Raw genomic sequence first — 16,828 nt, 5'->3', positions numbered from 1 at the left:
TTGGACGAGAAATGGCGTGATCAACAGATAGTTGACGTTTCACCAATCTGTTGACAATCGTTACGCCTGTTACGGTTTGTCGTTGCTCAAAAAGTAAACTTGTTACACAGTCTTTATGACCGTCAGCGAGACCAGCATTCGCGCTGATCTCGCCGGGGGTCGCCACCTAGCGCGGGAGAGTGCGGTTTGCCGGCAAGCTATCGCCGCATTCCCCGCTGCAAGGACCTATAGGAGAGCAGACTTCCCCATCAGATCGCAAGAGATACAGGTCCACTCCCACACAAAAGTGTGTTTTTTGGCGACAATGCTCCACAAGTTTTTTTAAGTGGGCTCCCATCCAGGTCGCGCAACCCGCTAAAAGCGCCTAGCAACGCCAGCTTCTAAGGGTTCTCTCGCATCCATTTTTCGTACGGATCTTCGTTATCATTCACGCCGAGGCCCCTGATCTCGTCGAGCTTTGCGTCTATCGCGCGCCTGTCTCACTTTCGAGTGCCGGGAATGCAGGGCGGCATTTTGTGTGTCGCAACCCACATCGAAAATGTTGATTCAGCGATGCCGCAATATGCCGCCGCTTCTTTTCGGCCGATCAGGCGAGGGGAGTTATCGCCTGTCATTTCTTTTCCTTGTCTTGGCATCGGCTAGTCTGGTGGCGTGCTGGGCTGAAAAATTGCCGTCCCCTGCCGTCGCCCTTTCTACCGCGAGTTCCTGCGCACGCTTGCGTGTACCGTAGCGGACAGTCTTTGGCGCCTCATCATGCGAGTCGCGCCTAGTGTGTCGTTTTATAAAATTCTCGACTTCTTCTGCCGTGAAGGTCAACCGCTTTCTCTCGGTGCCGCGGCCGGCGTGTACATAGGCGAGCTCGCCGAACCGGACGAGATCACTCACGGTAGAAACGGACACTCCCAAGGCATCCGCTACATCCCTCAAGGACATCAGCCGCGTGACCGGAAGAGCCTCAGCGCCGGCCATAAAGGCGAGTTGGACATCCTCTCGCTGCCACCCTTTATCGGGGTCGATGGGCTGAACGGTGCGGATATAATCCAGGGCGGATTTTTGAATGAGGGGACGAAAGCTCATGGTTGGGCCTTTCTGCGGCTGTGCGGCGATTTCTTCCAGTCTCCTAGCCTTTCCTCTCCATCTGGCGCGGCAGCAACAAAGCCGGCCGTGATTCCGAAGTATCTCTCATGGAACTTCCGGATCAATGGCACGGGGCGGCCATCATGGAGTGGATCAATTCTTGGAAAGCCCTTGCGCTCGAGCTGCGGGATAACAGCCTTGACGAACATTGAGGCTCTCTCCTTTCCAACGATGGCAATGACAATTTGCTGGTCGGTGGCGAACAGGGGAAGCTTGTCCAGAGGGTCGGTCATGTCCGCGCCATCCAGCCCTTTTTCTTGGCCAAACTTTCTAGCCGGCGACGTTCCTTTCGCTCAGATGTCCAATACTCATAGTCCCGGCGAGAGTGGTCCAAAGGCTCATCATCCTTCCACTTCGCGACCGCCGCTTTCGTCGCCTCGCGCAGCTCCTTATTTTTGGCATTGGTCGCTTCCCACCTCTTTCGCCCAGGACCTTTCTTCTTTTTCGTGAGTTTCTGCAGGCTCTCATAAAGCCTGAAATCAGAAATGTACGCTTTGACCGGCGTGGGTTTTGGCGACTTCGCTGGCTCGCGTAGGACTTCCCATAACCCAAGTAAGTCGGCCTCCGAAAATAGGTAGTCGCGGCCGCGGCGGGAGCAAAGTCCATATTGCCTGCCAAGTTTGATCACGCCTCGATTGGTCAGGCGTAGTCGAGCGGCCGCTTCGTCGGCGGTGTATATAGTGTCCAGCGGGATGGTCGGCTGCAAGAGCGCACACCTCCATAAAAGAATAACGATTGCTCGCCGGCACAAATGCCGGAAAGCTATTCATCGTCTCCTTGATGTGGTGGCGTAGGCGTGAGCCTGATGCGGATTGGTAGGCCGCAGGTGGACGCTATTGTGCGAAGATCGAGCGGTCAAGGCACTCACGTGCCAATCTTTTCAGCTATTGTTATCGTCGGAGCTTTTGACGGAGATGGACAGATCAATCAATTGAACCTTTCCACCGGCGCGGGGCCAAAACGTATGGACGGGGTTCACATCGATTTTAAGGCCCAGTGCTGCGGCTTCCAATATTCGGTCGTTTAACTGGCACATGCCGTCAATAAGCGTCTGGGCCATCGCCCTTTGTTCTTCCGACATCAAAGATTGCTGATGTTTCCATTCACTGAGTGACATCCGCGCGCCTGCCATCGCGTTTCCTTTCCTCTTCAGCCGCCAGCGCCGGGCGGCGCGTCGTTCTCCAGATTTTCCCGATATTGAACGACCTCGCTTTCGTCGACGTCGATGGTGGCGTCATCAGCGTTGCGTAATGAGACGCCGGGACCGGACGCAACGCCGCCAGCCTCCAGGAACGTCACGCCGGCCGATTCAAGGGCGGTGCGAACCGCTGCAACATTGTTCCGCATCCCGGCTGCCGCTCCGGCGCTCGCTTCCATACGCTTTAGCGTCGGCACGGAGATGTTCGCGGCGAGCGCAAGCGTCGCCTGTGACATCCCTATTAGAGCGCGAGCGGCCGAAATTTGCCTGCCAGAGAGCATGAAAATGATCCTTTAGTATCAAAGATATCCAAAGGTGTTGACTAACGCACCACCTTGAGCTAAAGGTATCACATAGATACCAAAGTGACAACGAGGAGCGACACCGTGGATACGCATACGCATACAGAAAGAACCCTATTGCCGCGCGGTCTCATCGGCAGACAAACGAATGTGTTTCATTTGAGACTTACCCAGATCGTCGACTTTTACGGCGATGTAGCAATTATTATCGGCCGCTCAAAGACGGCGGCCGGACGTGAAATTTACGAAATCCTGACGACACACTCTGATCGAGCTATAAGGCGCGTTCCCGGGAACGCACTAATGCCGTCCTCGGCGCCAATCGATCATCCAATTCATGAAATTTACTTTGACCATTTTCAGCTCGATCGCGCGATCTTGAGCCGCTTTGAATCTCAACCCACGCGCGGGAAATCGCGACGCGTGGACCGCAGCGGCGGCGGCTATCACAGCGGCAATCGCCCGCATCCTTAGCGCCTTGCCATGCGCGCCGTCCCGTCGCTATCGCCGCATTTCGGCGGCGGGCCACCAATTACCACCGCCACCACAAAGCGCGCCGCCGGTCTCACCAGCCGGCGGCTATTTTCGTCGATATATGTTACCGTTCCACAATGAAGACTGTTTTGAAGCGACACTATTTGCTCACGCTCTTCGCAAAGCAGGATGGAAAATGCTGCTACTGCGATCGGCATGTGATCCTTTCCTATCGCTGGCGTGACCAGCAGAGGGCCGATGCTGCAACAATCGAGCACATGCATCGCAGGGCAGACGGTGGATCTAACCACCCCGACAACCTTGCAATGGCATGCAAGGAGTGCAATGACAGCCGGGGCGAGGTTGACTGGTTGACCTACCGCTCCTTCAAGCGGGGCGAGATCAACGAGTTCGCAAGATGTTTCGCGCGGCCGGCGTCTGGTGCAACCAGCCAGCCATGTCACCACCATCGAGAATCATTGGACGCCGCGTCGCGCCCGAGAACGTAGCCGATCGCAAAGGCGATGGTGCCAATCGTTAGGACAACCCCTGCAGCCGTGCGCGGATGCTCAGCGGCGCCCGCGGCAACTGCGGCGCTCTCCCGCACAACAGCATCCTTGGCATCCTTTGCGGCCTTCCGCGCGCCAGTTGGCTGCTCTGCAGGTGTCCCCGTAAATCCTGCGCTAAGTTCGTCGGTCATGATGCTCCTCCTTCTCACTGGAGGAAAACAACCGCGGGCGAGGCAAGTTCCAATGTAGCAGTTTGCACCCAGCGCAGCGCGCGCAGCAGCGAACTCGAGGTATCGAAATCAGCTCCGGTGGGTGGATTTCGTGGCCCAACGGAGGCCCGTGCGCATTGCGCCCGCTGAGCGCGGGCTCAGCTTTCTTTCCCTCCGGGGCGGGGGTATGAGAAGTAAACGCGCGGTGCCATTCGGGCGGGGGAACCATGAAAATCATCATGATATCGGTTGGCTGGCTGTTAACGATCGTCAGCATAGCCATGGCTGACAACCAATATGACGAGATGAGCGCATTCGCGGCCGCTGCGCAGGCTCATTGGGCGCAGCTATCATTTTGGACTACCTGCATCTCGCTTCTAGTCAGTATCGGCGCTCTAATAGGTCTGTTCATGAGTTTGCGGCAAACCAGGCTTGCACTAGAGCAGGCCCGGGACCTCGGCCGAGCACAGGCGAGGGCCTACGTCGAAGCGACCGACGTGGGGTTTAGCGACGAGGACGGTCACATAGTTGTCAAATTCAAAAACTCAGGGGAAACTCCGAGCCCATATGTGGGCATGGGTCTCGTCGTTGTATTGACGAATGAGGTCAAGATGCATCACGTGCTTCGCCTCAGGTCGGAAACGCCGCCGGAAAAGACATGGGCAGCCCTCGGCGCAGGTGACACATCATCAGGCAAGTTGACACCCAAAACGGGTTTCAGTGACGTGCAGATATGGCTCCAAGAGCAACCCTTGCCAACAGACGCCAGGCTTCTAGTGTACGGCACGATCGTCTACAGCGACGTATTCGGTGAGTACTTCAAGACAGAGTTTTCCTTTTTCACTCACCCAAAGCTCCCACTCGGCGAGTTCCTGCGGCCGCATGGCTTAATGCCGGCTTACAGGCCTCTCACTTCAGAGGAATACGATCGGTGGTTTAAAATGGACGTTTGATCGGGTGCTCTTGAGGTGGGCGCGAGCGCGCCTCATCTTCGGGAGCCCTTTATTCTTCGTTGCGATGCTCGATCGCACTGAAAATTCCGGCCGCCATCCAGGTCAACGACCTCGCGGCGACCAATGCTATCCAGGCGCCCACAAGGATAGCGGCTATCCAGTTGACGATGGGTATTCGAACGACATTATAGGCCGCGATACCGCCATAGACGGCGCTGAGCAGCCCACCTATGCCGATCGTGAGGTAAGCCGCCCCGCCAAGTACCGTTCCAACTAGCCATGCAGGATAGTCAATTAAGTACTCAAATACCATTGGTCCTAGCATCGCGCGTTTCCATGATTTTTCTTCGCCCGAGCCTGACATCGCTGCATTAACACACCAACTTGCGTCTGAACTCCGCCACCGTGCTGACCTTCATAGGCAACGGGAACATCCTTCTCGTCGTTGGTGCGCTGCCGACGCCAAGACGCCCAGCGACAACCATCACAGGTCTTAAGGTCAAGCTTTGCGTACGCCAGCTGCAATTTGCTTAGCCTTTACGGCAGCTATTTTAGCAGGCCTCACAAACAGCCGATCAAGAAGATCAATGGTGAGATCTTCAAGAGCTTCCGCCTCTTCGCGGGTATATGGGTCCGTGTCATGTACAGCATCGTTTCCATCAAGTGCTGCTACATCCGCAAGCTCTACTATATCTGCCTCAAGAATCTTCATCTCGCCAAGCGACTTTATTCTCGCTCGGAGAGCGTCAGCTGGCTTTTTGTCAGCCAGCCTTTCATCATGTGCGTAAATGTGTTTCGTTGCGACGTCCAAGGTCTTGCGATACATCGCACCAGCAGCCTCATACCACATCATTTGGCGGCATTCGTTTGCTTCACAGAAAAGTCCGGACACCCGAGCGGGAATGTGCTCGCTTAGGGTCATCCTTGTGGTAGCGATACGGACTGGATCGTGGTCTAGGTTAGAGCTGGGGAGTTGCTCAATATTTCCATGAGTCAGCTTTGCCGCCGCTGTATCATCGTTCGGAGCATCCCACACGTAGACCGATAACTGCCCGCAGTCTGCGCAGGCGCCGCAGATCTCCCTGGAATACGGATGGTTGCTGTCAACTCCGAAGCTTTCACCCACGATATGGTGGGTGACAGATCCGGTTCCGCACCTCACGCAGTCTCTAACAAAAAAAGCCATAGCCATCTCCATGGTGCTATAGCTGGTATTAGCTTTCAGAATTATCGCGTTCAAGTGGTGGCAACGCCGGCTTCACTTCAACGGCGCTGGAAGATAGCCAGCATACGACGTGAAGATGCTGCGGCCGAACGCGCGAGGTATCGGCATTATCGTCACCAAAGATCCCGGCTATCTCTGCGAGTGCGACCTCCGCGTCGGGCGCGAGGGGAGGGACTTAAAAGATGAGAGGCGGTTATGTTTGTGAGAGCGGCGCAGCAGAGGGCGGCTGAAAGGCCGCCATTTGTTAAAGGCTAGCACCGGCAGGAACCGCATACCAGATCGTTATCACGCCCCAGGCGAATAGACCCAACGACAAGATCGCGAAGAGAATCGCGATATAATTCAGCACCTGGCCAGCAATCCACAAGCCGTTTCGATACGGTTTAGCGTGGCGTATTCCCGACGCGTATTTCTGATTGGTGAGATAGGCCGCGAATGTCGTCAAAACTGCCATTCCGGCGCCGAGAGCGAAAAACGCCAGAGAATGCACAGCGCTATTAAGAAAAGCCGCTCGAGCCTGTGACAGTCCCTGTGCGTTGAAGACGTTAGCAATGAAACCAAGAAGAGCTATGCAAGCGCCTCCGTTCAGAAGAAGGAGTGCCTTGATTGCATCGTTGCTCGCTTGAATAGACGCAGTCTCAAGGTCGGCAGCGCGCTTTGCGTCGAATTCATGCATTGAAATCTCACCCATTTTCCCTGCAAACTTTCCTTGATTCGCATAACCAAAACACAAATCTAATTTCGCGCACAGGTTTGGACGACTAGGCTTTCAACCATCCGTGCACGTGCGTGCAGGGACAGATGCACAGCGCTGCCCGGTCAAACGGAGAACAGAGTGGGCGAAGCTCGACAAAAAAGCAAAAGCTTCAAATCAATCCTCGCGTCAGCGAGCCGTTGTATCTACTGCTCGAATAAGCCCTCAGCCATCGAGCATATGCCCCCAATCTGCCTATTCGAGGGGCGCAATCGGCCAAGCGGATTGGAGTTTCCAAGTTGCGAAGAGTGCAACAACGGAACGAAGGCGGCAGATATCGTGGCGACGTTCTTTTCGCGCATCAATCGTTTCGACGATGACTCTAGCTTTTGGAGGACCGGGGCTGGAAAGACTATCATAGCGACCATAGACAGAGATGCGCCGGGTCTTCGTGAAGAAGTAATGGATTTCTCGAAGGGCGAACGCACCTTTGCGCGTACGACCGGCGGGGTGTTGGTTCCCGTGGTAGTGATCCAGCCTCGAAGTGTTCTGCTGCAAGTGCATCTCAACGTCTTCAGTGCCAAAATGGGGATGGCGCTATACGCGGAACTCGTTGGAACACCCATGCCGTTGGAAGGAATCGTTCAATTCGGCTGGTTCTTAAATACGGGATTAAGCGACGCCCAAGCAGAAGCTATGCTATCCATCCTGCCCATAAGCGGTGAACTAAAACAGGGGAAATTTTCGAGTAGGAGCCAATTTGCTTATCGCTACAACACCGATCGTCGATCGATCGTTGCGGCTCTAGTAGGCTTGAATAGCAACCTTCACATTTTCATCATCGCATGCGGAGCGCCAGAGAAATTTCATATGCCAATGGCATGGCCGCACGATCCGATGGCAAGCGGGCGTTTGAGGCCAGGCGAGCTCATCTCGCATTTGAAGTCGGTTCAGCCGAAAAGAAGAGTGAAAATAATCCAGCCTCTTCAAAACTGACGCCGCCTTTCGAAGTGGGCTGGCCGTCGTCCAGTCTGCGCCGCAGTGAAGGCCACGGACTATAAGGCATCGCCAAAGGCCAAGAACTGGGTATGGCAGACGGTTGCATACGCTGTGGGCCTGGACATCGAGGACGAGGCTTCACGCAAGCGGGCGCCAGCATTGCCAAGGCGTTGCTGAAGGAGGGCGTGCTCGTCGAGCGCAGAGATCCTGTCAGGAGAGAGATGACAGTGTTTGTTCGTGCAGCGTGATTGATGGGCGGCAGAAATGCCGCCTTTTTATTCCTTGATCACTTCGCCCCACTTATCGTCATCGTTCTCTTCCACAACGATGTTAATTCCACAGCGCGTATCATCGTAGTAGGTGAACAGCCTGGATTTTACGCGACCTGAATAGCGCGGCGAATCGCGGTCTTTAAGCGGTTCGATGTGCACATAGTCGCCAACTGCCGGCAGCATACCCAACCCATCCGTCTCAAAATCTGATGAACTTGGGTTATCAATTGGTCGACCTCTAGATTTGTCGAATTGCTGAAACGACACATAGTATTTCATCAAAATCTTCCTTCATTGATGGCATGATGTAAGATGGCAATTGGCTAAGTTTATTGCAACCAAAATTGCACATTAATTTCGCGTTAAAGTTTGCCCGGATGCACGATTAATTATCCGTGCATTATCCGTGCATTATCCGTGCACATGCGTGCGGTGACACCTGCACAGCGCTGGCTAGCGACGAGGCCAAGCAGCCTTTACTTGCACACTACATCAAGCCATTTCCACCCGGCGTACTTGTCGCCTACCTCCTTGATGTCGGTATATCTCTTTAGCGAATTCCAAGTGCGATGGCCGGAGACGCTGGCTGCGAGAGGAATGGTTCGGCCCATCTCAAACAACCGTGAAATGCCCTCATGGCGGAGTGAGTGAAAAACCAAGCGGTTTTCATCTGGCGTCTCTTCTTTATTGATGCCGAGGAATGTGCAGGCACGAGTGAACGCAGCGCTAATCGTGTCGGCATTATATGGAAAGATCTCCTTGCTCGTTTTCGGCATGGATTTGACGACAGCCATGGCTTCCGGCACCAATTCGCACCAGACGTTATTTCCCTTTTTCTGGCCTGGATGCTTTAGGTCGCGAACGAGTACACGGCTATGTGCCTCATCGAGATCATCCCAAGCGATGCGGGTGATCTCTTCTTGGCGCCGGGTAGAGAAAATTGCGAAAGCAATTATCTTGCACATCGGCGCGGAATCCGGAGAGCGGATTTGGCGATCCGCAAAGTGCTGCATCAATCGATCAAGCTCATCTAGGGTAGGGCGGCGCAGGCGCTCTTCCGACTTGGAGATTTTCTCCAATCGCGTCAGCGTACGCTGCGCAGTCTGCATCTCGGCGTAGTCGAGATCGATGTCCCATGCGGCCTTGGCATCCCGAAATACGGCGGCCAGGTGCGAAATGTAGTTGCCTACCGTCTGCGGCTTTCGGCCGCCGGCGAGCAGTTCGTCTGCGAAGCCAACGATATCGTTGCTGCGAATGGTTCGGCTGGCCTTCAAAGTTATAGGGTAAGTTTTGATGCTTCTTAACACTTGCTCCTTTGTTCGACCGATCGTTCGCTTTGCCGCGACGTACTTGTCTATTGCGTCTGCGAGCGTCGCATCTTCCTTGGAAAGCTGCTCAATTGCGCCCGGCCTATCGAGTTCGGTTTCGCGATAACGGATCCACGCTCTCGCTTCCCGCTCTTTGTCAAAGGTCTTCGCCTCGCGCCAAACGATGGCGCCACCTTTTTTTCGGAGTATTTGCGCGGTATACCCGATTGAGCCATCTTTGCGTTTGCGAGCGTTTATCGTTCCCATCAGTACAACATTCCTGCGCTTAAGTGCTACATTGTTGTACCGCAGGCTGAAAAACGGTGCAACAGCAAGAAAAAGTCTGACATAAAATGACAAACGACAGCGGTGTCAACCGGTTGAATTTATACGAAAAAGGCAGGAAAACTGGCCGCAAGATCTTTGCGGTTGCTCCTATGATCGACTGGACGGATCGCCATTGCAGATACCTGCATCGGCAGATCAGCCGGCATGCCTTGCTCTATACCGAGATGGTGGTGGCCGATGCGATCATTCACGGGCCGCGCGACCGACTGCTGGGGCATGATGTCAGCGAGCATCCCGTCGCACTGCAGCTGGGCGGCTCCGACCCGGCCAAGCTTGCCGAGGCGCTGCGGATCGCCGAAGCCTATAATTATGACGAAATCAACCTCAACGTCGGCTGTCCCTCGGATCGGGTACAGTCAGGCACCTTCGGCGCTTGCCTGATGCTGACGCCGGAGACGGTCGCATCGTGCGTTGCCGCCATGAAGGCCGTATCGAAGGCGCCTATCACCGTGAAATGTCGGATCGGCGTCGATGAGCAGGAGCCGGAAGAGGCCTTGCCGGAGCTGATGACGCGCGTGCTCGATGCCGGCGCCGATGCGATCTGGATCCATGCCCGCAAGGCGTGGCTAAAGGGCCTATCGCCGAAGGAAAACCGCGAAATACCGCCGCTGGACTACGATATCGTCTACCGCATGAAGCAGCGTTGGCCCGATGTGTTCATCGGCATCAATGGCGGCATCCAGACGCTGGATCAAGCCGAGGCGCATTTGGCTCACGTTGACGGTGTCATGCTCGGCCGCGCCGCCTACCAGAATGCTGCGATCCTTGCCGATGTCGACCATCGCTTCTTTGGCGAAGCGGCTGCCGAGGCCGACTGGAACGGACTGCGCGACCGGATGATGGATTATGTGGAGCGCCACATCGCCAGTGGTGGCCGCCTGCAGCATGTCGCGCGGCACATGGTCGGCCTCTTCACCGGCTTGCCCGGCTCGCGCCGCTATCGCCAGATCCTCTCCACCGATGCCAACAAGCCGGGGGCTGGGCCGGAGGTGATTGCGGCCGCTTTTGCGGCAGTGGATTTCAGCGCGGATTCCGAGCGGGTCAGCGCTTGAGGGGCTATCTCGCCCGCCAGGGGCGAGATGGGACCCGAACCTGCTGCAAACCTCATCCTCACAAACGAAAAACGGCGCGGTTTGCACCGCGCCGTCCGAAACCTTATTCAGGCAGTCACCCGGGGCTTAGTTAGCCTGGATGTTGACAGCCTTCGGGCCCTTGCCCATGCGATCCGGCTCGGTGTCGAAGGTGACCTGCTGGCCTTCGCGCAGCGACTGGATGCCGGAAGCCTGAAGAGCGGAGATGTGGACGAAAACGTCCTTTGCGCCGCCGTCAGGAGTGATGAAACCAAAACCCTTGTCCTGGTTGAAGAATTTTACGGTGCCCTTGGTGGCCATGGGGGATAGTCCTTTACCCATCAGTCTTAGTTTATCCGGATGAACCCGGACGGCTTTGCTTCCGCAACATGCGAAAGCCAGTCGAGAAGTTCACGTACGGGGAAAGAACGTCTGCGCGGGTCAAAAGACCCAACCGCTGCCTGCCGCAAGCGGATCACCAAATCAGTCCAGTCACCGGCATGCAAATGCCCGAGCATGCATATGGGTGACAGGGTTTGTGGAAAAAGGCAAGGGGCAATATCGGGGCAGGGTGGGAAACGGGTAGGATAGGGTGGGGAATTTCAAGGGGTTGAGAAAGCTGGCGCCCGCGCGACCAGCGAAGTTATCATTGCGAATGTATATAATGAGCTTGCTGCCCAACAAGAGCGCACCGGCGATGATCCAAAGCACGAGAATCCGTCATGCGGCTGCAACAAACGTTGCTATCTTACGTCAGCACAATTTTTAACACGGGATTCGAGAGGCTGCGTGGTTCAATTGAGTGATGACTATATGATGGGTCTCGCGCTTGATGAAGCCAGGATTGCGCTGGATGATGGCGTGTTTCCCGTTGGAGCAGTTCTATGTACGGGAGATCAGGTTTTGGGACGCTCCCACAAAACTATGGTTTCGAATCATTTGAACCATGCGGAAATGAATCTCTTTCATCAGGTGTTTAGCGGAGATTACGCGTTCTCGCGAAACAATGGGCTGACGCTTTATACGACACTTGAGCCTTGCATCATGTGTTTCGGTACGATGATGCATTTGCCGATAACGCGGCTTGTTTTCGCTATGACCGATGCATATGGCGGATGTGCCCACGTCAGATTGGAAAATTCTCCTCCCAGACACTTTTCGAGAGCGGTAGAGATTGTTGGAGGCGTTCGTCGCCGGGAGGCTTCCAAGCTCTTTGCAGAGTTTCTCGACACGACCACGGAGGAATTCTGGCTCACGGGCGGGGCTCCGCATTTTCAGGCCGCCGTGAGGGCCGAGCTTGATGAAGATGTACTGTAACACCGATAGTTCGGACCTTTGCTTAATAAACTCCCGGCCTAGCTCTCCGCCAGTGTAAACACCGAACAAGGCTCGGCAATCCCGCGCAGCTCATAGTCCCCTAAAGGCACCAGCGTCCTCGTCGTTTCCGCCGCAAGCGCACCCGAGATCAGCACGTTGTGTCCCAGCGGCTTGCAGAGGCCCTCCAGCCGGCTGACGAGGTTGACGGCGGGGCCGATGGCGGTGAAGTCCAGGCGGTCGGCGGCGCCGATGTTGCCCCAGAGCATGTCGCCGAAATGCAGCGCGACGCCAAAGGGGAGCTGCGGCAGGCCTTGGCTTGCGCGTGTCGCGTCGAGATGCGCCATGCCGGCTCGGATGGCGGTCGCGGCGCGCAAGGCCGCCTCGCAGGCTTCCTTCGGCGTCCCGCTCATGGGAAAGATTGCCAGCACGCCATCGCCCATGAATTTCAGGACTTCGCCGCCGAAGGCATGCACGGCGCCCGCGACGCGATCGAACCAGGCATCGAGTGCAGCGATCACGACGCTTGGTTCCGTCGCTTCGGAAAGAGCTGTGAAATCCCGCAGATCGGCGCAGAGCAGGGCTGCGCGGATGGTTTCGCCGCTGTTGCGGCTGAGCGCGCCTGCCTGCACGCGCGCCGCGCTTCTGCGGCCGAGATAGGCTTCGAGCAGGGTGGATAGGGTGGCGCGAGCGGCCAATCCCGCCAAAGGGGCTGCGGCAAATCGGGCGATCTCGCGCAGGTTTTCCGCTTCAAAGGAGGTGAAGGGCCGAGTGCCGGCCCAGGCAAGCACGGAATTGCCGGGCGCAATTCCGATCGTTTCCTCGCATATCGGGCCGAGATCGCCGAGCCAATCGCGGCCGGCCTGTCCGAGCGCCGTGCCGGCGAAGCCGAGAGCTTCGGTCACTGCGCCGGTTTCGGCGCGCCAGAGCCACGTATGCTGCGTGATGATCGGATGCGGCGCCGCAAGCGTCAGCGCGCTGCCGGCGAGCGGGAGGCCGGCGGCCAGCAGATGTCCGCCCAGATCGGCCAGGAAGCGTTCGGGGCTGGGCGAGGTGCCGGCTTCGTCGACCAGCCAGGCGAGGGGGGCGGGCAAATCCATGCGGCGATCATGCCATGGCGCTTGCCGGCTGTCATCCGTGCCGATGTGACCATGCCGACGGCATTTGAAAGCAAAATGACACAGGCAACTACTGTCGCCAGTCGGTGATATCGCGGCCATCGAGCATCTGGCCCGATGGCACCGCGCTCAAAATTCCGTCAGCTTCTGCCGTCGTGGCCACGCATGGGGTCCGGACCGGGATCGCGCCCGGCGGCCACTGCTGCCATGCGGTCGAGATAATGCGCCCAGCCTTTTGCATGCGCTTCACATTGTTCGACCGTCGGCAGGCCGGTATGGGTGAGGCGCACCAGCGTCCCGTCGGGTTGCTCTATCAGGTCGATCTCCACAAGGCTCGATCCGGGAGGCACTTCCTCGCTGCCTTCCCAGCCGAAGCTATAGGCGAGGCGATGAACCGGCACGACCTCGCGGAAAGTGCCGCGCGCGGCACGGGCGCCAGTGACGTTGACGAGATAGATGCCGCCAGGCTCCGGCTCCGTCCGGGCTTCCGTGCCCATCCAGCGCAGGATCTTATCTGGATCGGTCAGCAGTGCGAATATCGCGGCAGGCGGCGCCGAGACATGGGTCTCGCGACGGACGATCAAAGGCTCGGACATCGGTCTTTCTCCCCAGCTTGCTATCGCTTCCCACCGGCCCGGCACGCGCTCAAGCGCCTTCCGTCTCCCCGTGGGCCTCCTCATATGATGCCATGTAGCGGTTGCGGCGTCGTCAGCAAGGCATTGCTCCACGCTCGCAGGCCTCAACCTTCATAAAACCGGCAGCACCGGGCGGCAGATATCCGACAATCGCGGTCGCCTTATCGCCCGGGCCGTCCCGTCTTGCCCTTTGTTCGCCCCTTGCGCTGCTTCTCGTCCACCGGGTCCTCATAGGAGCCGACGCCCGGCTTTGCCCGGGTGATCGGCTTGTCCGGCACCTTGCCTGTGACAGGCTTTTCGGTGCGGCCGACAGTCATCTCGTCCAGTGTATTCTTGCGGAAGAGCGGCGTGCCGGCATCGCTGCCCGGCCCCATTTCGTCGAGGCTTGGCTTGGCGAAGTAGCTCTTCGAGGTTGCGTTTTCATCCTGGGATGCGCCACCCGAAGTGCTCGCCTTCGAAGACGAGGAGCGGCCACCCTTGCCGCTTTCGAGGCTCTTCGCTTCCTCGCGGGCGAGCGGATCGTCCATGGCGGCGAGTTCGACGGCCTTGAGGCGCTTGATCTCGTCGCGCAGTCGTGCCGCCTTTTCGAAGTCCAGGTCGGCGGCGGCATCGCGCATGGATTTTTCCAGCGCGTTGAGATGAGCCTGCAGATTGTTGCCGACGAGATGGCCGCCATCGGCGAAGCCCTTGCCGGAGACGCCACCGATATCGGCGCGGACATGGTCCTTCTCGTAGACGCTGTCGAGGATGTCGGAAATTTTCGCCTTGACCGATTCCGGCGTGATGCCGTGTTCCTCGTTGTAGGCCATCTGCTTTTCGCGGCGGCGGCTGGTCTCGTCCATCGCCCGCTGCATCGAGCCGGTAATGGTATCGGCATAAAGGATGACCTTGCCGTCGACGTTACGCGCGGCACGGCCGATCGTCTGGATCAGCGACGTTTCCGAGCGCAGGAAGCCTTCCTTGTCGGCATCGAGGATGGCGACGAAGCCGCATTCCGGAATGTCGAGACCCTCGCGCAGCAGGTTGATGCCGACGAGTACGTCGAAAGCGCCCAAGCGAAGATCGCGAATGATCTCGATGCGTTCCAGCGTGTCGATGTCGGAGTGCATGTAGCGCACGCGCACGCCCTGTTCATGCAGATATTCCGTCAGGTCCTCGGCCATGCGCTTGGTGAGCACCGTGCAGAGCGTGCGATAGCCCTTGGCGGCGGTTTCGCGGATCTCGCCGAGCACGTCATCGACCTGCGTGCGGGCAGAACGCACTTCGACCGGCGGGTCGATGAGGCCGGTCGGGCGAATGACCTGTTCGGCGAAGACACCGCCGGATTGCTCCATTTCCCAACTGCCCGGCGTTGCCGAAACCGCGATCGTATCGGGGCGCATGGCGTCCCATTCCTCGAAGCGCAGGGGCCGGTTGTCCATACAGGAGGGCAGGCGGAAGCCGTATTCGGCAAGCGTCGCCTTGCGCCGGAAGTCGCCTCGGTACATGCCGCCGATCTGGCTGACCGAGACGTGGCTTTCGTCGATAAACAGCAGGGCATTGTCAGGAATATATTCGAACAAAGTTGGCGGCGGCTCGCCGGGATTTCGGCCGGTCAGATAGCGCGAATAGTTCTCGATGCCGGCGCATGAGCCGGTGGCTTCGAGCATCTCGATATCGTAGCGCGTGCGTTGTTCCAGGCGCTGCGCCTCGAGCAGGCGTCCGGCCTTTTCCAGTTCGGCCAGCCGGATTTTCAGCTCTTCCTTGATCGCCTTGATGGCGCCGTTCAGCGTCGGGCGCGGCGTAACATAGTGCGAATTGGCGTAGATCTTCACCGATTTCAGGTCGCCGGTCTTCTGGCCGGTCAGCGGATCGAATTCGGTGATGGCGTCGATCTCATCGCCGAACATGGAGATGCGCCACGCGGCATCCTCCAAGTGGGCCGGGAAGATTTCGATCGTATCGCCGCGAACGCGGAAGGAGCCGCGGATGAAATCCATATCGCGGCGCTTGTATTGCTGCGCCACAAGGTCTGCGAGAAGCTGACGCTGGTCCAACCGGTCGCCGACATTCATCTGGAACGTCATCGCCGTATAGGTTTCGACCGAGCCGATACCGTAGATGCAGGAGACCGAGGCGACGATGATGCAATCGTCTCGCTCCAGCAGCGAGCGCGTCGCCGAGTGGCGCATGCGGTCGATCTGCTCGTTGATCGAACTTTCCTTCTCGATGAAGGTGTCCGAACGCGGCACATAGGCTTCCGGCTGATAATAGTCGTAGTAGGAGACGAAGTACTCGACCGCGTTGTCCGGGAAGAAATTCTTGAACTCGGAATAGAGCTGTGCCGCCAGCGTCTTGTTCGGCGCCAGGATGACGGCAGGGCGTTGCGTCGCTTCGATGACCTTGGCCATGGTGAAGGTCTTGCCGGAGCCGGTGACGCCAAGCAGAACCTGACTGCGCTCGCCATTCTCCAATCCCTCGACGAGGTCGCGGATCGCCGTTGGCTGGTCGCCTGCGGGCTGATACTCCGAATCCATGCGGATCCGGATGCCGCCTTCGGATTTCGCCGGCCGGGCAGGGCGGTGCGGCGTCCAGAGCTTGCCGTCCTTGAAGAGAGGATTACCGCTTTCGATTAGCTTCGATAGCGCCTCGACGGTGGCCGTAACGCCTTCGCGCGAAATCTTGTCGGCGTCCTCAAGCGCAATGTCGAGACCGGCCACCGGATTGAGACCGGCAGCGGCACGCGTCTTCGGATCGGTCGATCCACCCATCGATGTGCCACGCCCTGATTTGGATGCAGCTATCTCCACCTTCTTGCGGTGCTTGCCGGCCTTCGAAGCGATCTCGCGCTGGGTTTCGACGCCGGATGCTTCCGCATCGGCTTCGAGCTGCTTCACCCAATCGGCAACGCTGCCGCTGAGCGGCGCACCTTCAAACGGTGCCTGCGGCGCCTCTTCGAAACCGGTCGGGGCAGGGGATTTTTTCGATGATTTGGCCATGGGGCGAATATGGCGACAGATCGCGCAGATGTGAAGGGGGAAAGGGTACAAAAGGGAAACAAAGTGGCGGATTTTTCCATTCGCCG

Annotated in this window: 21 protein-coding genes and 1 pseudogene; 6 read left to right on the top strand and 16 right to left on the bottom strand. The window is 57.6% G+C overall.

Annotation, left to right across the window (positions count from 1 at the left end; genetic code table 11):
• Window positions 1–600: 600 nt before the first annotated feature.
• From AC13RE_RS02970 to AC13RE_RS02950, 5 genes and pseudogenes are all read right to left on the bottom strand, one after another.
• Entirely contained in the window at window positions 601–1,077 is a 477-nt protein-coding gene (locus AC13RE_RS02970; protein ID WP_488561896.1) for a helix-turn-helix domain-containing protein, read from the bottom strand.
• Complete coding sequence (locus AC13RE_RS02965; protein WP_488561895.1) at window positions 1,074–1,370, bottom strand: hypothetical protein; 297 nt, start codon at window positions 1,368–1,370, stop codon at window positions 1,074–1,076. Before AC13RE_RS02965 ends, AC13RE_RS02970 begins: the two co-directional genes overlap by 4 nt.
• Entirely contained in the window at window positions 1,367–1,843 is a 477-nt protein-coding gene (locus AC13RE_RS02960) for a hypothetical protein (RefSeq protein WP_488561894.1), read from the bottom strand. Before AC13RE_RS02960 ends, AC13RE_RS02965 begins: the two co-directional genes overlap by 4 nt.
• A 174-nt stretch (window positions 1,844–2,017) precedes the next feature.
• Window positions 2,018–2,269 carry a hypothetical protein gene (locus AC13RE_RS02955; RefSeq protein ID WP_488561893.1) on the bottom strand — a complete coding sequence of 84 codons (252 nt, stop codon included), beginning with the start codon at window positions 2,267–2,269 and terminating at the stop codon, window positions 2,018–2,020.
• 107 nt (window positions 2,270–2,376) lie between these two features.
• Window positions 2,377–2,616, bottom strand: a pseudogene (locus tag AC13RE_RS02950) (helix-turn-helix domain-containing protein); the annotation flags it as partial.
• 105 nt (window positions 2,617–2,721) lie between these two features.
• Between AC13RE_RS02950 and AC13RE_RS02945 the strand changes: the two are divergent.
• Entirely contained in the window at window positions 2,722–3,111 is a 390-nt protein-coding gene (locus AC13RE_RS02945) for a hypothetical protein (RefSeq protein ID WP_488561892.1), read from the top strand.
• On the opposite strand, the gene AC13RE_RS02940 is transcribed toward AC13RE_RS02945, so the two are convergent.
• Complete coding sequence (locus tag AC13RE_RS02940) at window positions 3,108–3,329, bottom strand: hypothetical protein (RefSeq protein WP_488562558.1); 222 nt, start codon at window positions 3,327–3,329, stop codon at window positions 3,108–3,110. The two genes, AC13RE_RS02945 and AC13RE_RS02940, sit on opposite strands and share 4 nt — an antisense overlap.
• On the opposite strand from AC13RE_RS02940, the gene AC13RE_RS02935 reads away from it, so the two are divergent.
• Window positions 3,249–3,620: an HNH endonuclease gene (locus AC13RE_RS02935; protein WP_488561891.1), complete on the top strand. Its 372-nt coding sequence runs from the start codon at window positions 3,249–3,251 to the stop codon at window positions 3,618–3,620. The two genes, AC13RE_RS02940 and AC13RE_RS02935, sit on opposite strands and share 81 nt — an antisense overlap.
• On the opposite strand, the gene AC13RE_RS02930 is transcribed toward AC13RE_RS02935, so the two are convergent.
• Window positions 3,572–3,811: a hypothetical protein gene (locus AC13RE_RS02930; protein ID WP_488561890.1), complete on the bottom strand. Its 240-nt coding sequence runs from the start codon at window positions 3,809–3,811 to the stop codon at window positions 3,572–3,574. The genes AC13RE_RS02935 and AC13RE_RS02930 overlap by 49 nt on opposite strands.
• A gap of 245 nt (window positions 3,812–4,056) precedes the next feature.
• Between AC13RE_RS02930 and AC13RE_RS02925 the strand changes: the two genes are divergently transcribed.
• Window positions 4,057–4,782, top strand: coding sequence for a hypothetical protein (locus tag AC13RE_RS02925; protein ID WP_488561889.1), 726 nt, complete (start codon window positions 4,057–4,059; stop codon window positions 4,780–4,782).
• 49 nt (window positions 4,783–4,831) lie between these two features.
• Here AC13RE_RS02925 and AC13RE_RS02920 read toward each other — a convergent pair whose 3' ends face one another.
• The 3 genes from AC13RE_RS02920 to AC13RE_RS02910 all read right to left on the bottom strand — a co-directional run bounded on the left by AC13RE_RS02920 (window position 4,832) and on the right by AC13RE_RS02910 (window position 6,683).
• Window positions 4,832–5,146, bottom strand: coding sequence for a hypothetical protein (locus AC13RE_RS02920; protein WP_488561888.1), 315 nt, complete (start codon window positions 5,144–5,146; stop codon window positions 4,832–4,834).
• Window positions 5,147–5,281: 135 nt separating this feature from the next.
• Window positions 5,282–5,968, bottom strand: a complete 687-nt coding sequence (locus AC13RE_RS02915) for a DUF4145 domain-containing protein (RefSeq protein ID WP_488561887.1) — start codon at window positions 5,966–5,968, stop codon at window positions 5,282–5,284.
• 283 nt (window positions 5,969–6,251) lie between these two features.
• The gene (locus tag AC13RE_RS02910) at window positions 6,252–6,683 is read right to left on the bottom strand and encodes a hypothetical protein (RefSeq protein WP_488561886.1); all 432 of its coding nucleotides are present in this window, start codon (window positions 6,681–6,683) and stop codon (window positions 6,252–6,254) included.
• Between the two features lie 159 nt (window positions 6,684–6,842).
• Between AC13RE_RS02910 and AC13RE_RS02905 the strand changes: the two genes are divergently transcribed.
• Window positions 6,843–7,697, top strand: a complete 855-nt coding sequence (locus AC13RE_RS02905; protein ID WP_488561885.1) for a hypothetical protein — start codon at window positions 6,843–6,845, stop codon at window positions 7,695–7,697.
• Between the two features lie 278 nt (window positions 7,698–7,975).
• On the opposite strand, the gene AC13RE_RS02900 is transcribed toward AC13RE_RS02905, so the two are convergent.
• Window positions 7,976–8,251, bottom strand: a complete 276-nt coding sequence (locus AC13RE_RS02900) for a hypothetical protein (RefSeq protein WP_488561884.1) — start codon at window positions 8,249–8,251, stop codon at window positions 7,976–7,978.
• A 197-nt stretch (window positions 8,252–8,448) separates the two neighbouring features.
• The gene (locus tag AC13RE_RS02895; protein WP_488561883.1) at window positions 8,449–9,546 is read right to left on the bottom strand and encodes a site-specific integrase; all 1,098 of its coding nucleotides are present in this window, start codon (window positions 9,544–9,546) and stop codon (window positions 8,449–8,451) included.
• An 86-nt stretch (window positions 9,547–9,632) separates the two neighbouring features.
• Here AC13RE_RS02895 and dusA point away from each other — a divergent pair, with 86 nt between their 5' ends.
• Window positions 9,633–10,679, top strand: a complete 1,047-nt coding sequence (gene dusA, locus AC13RE_RS02890) for a tRNA dihydrouridine(20/20a) synthase DusA (protein ID WP_488561882.1) — start codon at window positions 9,633–9,635, stop codon at window positions 10,677–10,679.
• 126 nt (window positions 10,680–10,805) lie between these two features.
• Here dusA and AC13RE_RS02885 read toward each other — a convergent pair whose 3' ends face one another.
• A complete protein-coding gene (locus tag AC13RE_RS02885; protein ID WP_004109325.1) occupies window positions 10,806–11,018 on the bottom strand; it encodes a cold-shock protein in 213 nt (70 codons plus the stop codon).
• A 468-nt stretch (window positions 11,019–11,486) separates the two neighbouring features.
• Between AC13RE_RS02885 and AC13RE_RS02880 the strand changes: the two genes are divergently transcribed.
• The gene (locus AC13RE_RS02880; protein ID WP_488561881.1) at window positions 11,487–12,014 is read left to right on the top strand and encodes a nucleoside deaminase; all 528 of its coding nucleotides are present in this window, start codon (window positions 11,487–11,489) and stop codon (window positions 12,012–12,014) included.
• Window positions 12,015–12,052: 38 nt separating this feature from the next.
• Here AC13RE_RS02880 and AC13RE_RS02875 read toward each other — a convergent pair whose 3' ends face one another.
• From AC13RE_RS02875 to uvrB, 3 genes are all read right to left on the bottom strand, one after another.
• The gene (locus AC13RE_RS02875) at window positions 12,053–13,111 is read right to left on the bottom strand and encodes an adenylate/guanylate cyclase domain-containing protein (protein WP_488561880.1); all 1,059 of its coding nucleotides are present in this window, start codon (window positions 13,109–13,111) and stop codon (window positions 12,053–12,055) included.
• Between the two features lie 158 nt (window positions 13,112–13,269).
• Window positions 13,270–13,725, bottom strand: a complete 456-nt coding sequence (locus AC13RE_RS02870; protein ID WP_132716863.1) for an SRPBCC family protein — start codon at window positions 13,723–13,725, stop codon at window positions 13,270–13,272.
• 200 nt (window positions 13,726–13,925) lie between these two features.
• Window positions 13,926–16,742 carry an excinuclease ABC subunit UvrB gene (uvrB, locus tag AC13RE_RS02865; RefSeq protein ID WP_488561879.1) on the bottom strand — a complete coding sequence of 939 codons (2,817 nt, stop codon included), beginning with the start codon at window positions 16,740–16,742 and terminating at the stop codon, window positions 13,926–13,928.
• Between the last annotated feature and the right edge of the window lie 86 nt (window positions 16,743–16,828).

The organism is Martinezella sp. CNPSo 3959 (genome assembly GCF_057784355.1).
The sequence above is the reverse complement of the archived record's forward strand: the minus strand, read 5'-3'. Positions and strand labels throughout refer to the sequence as shown.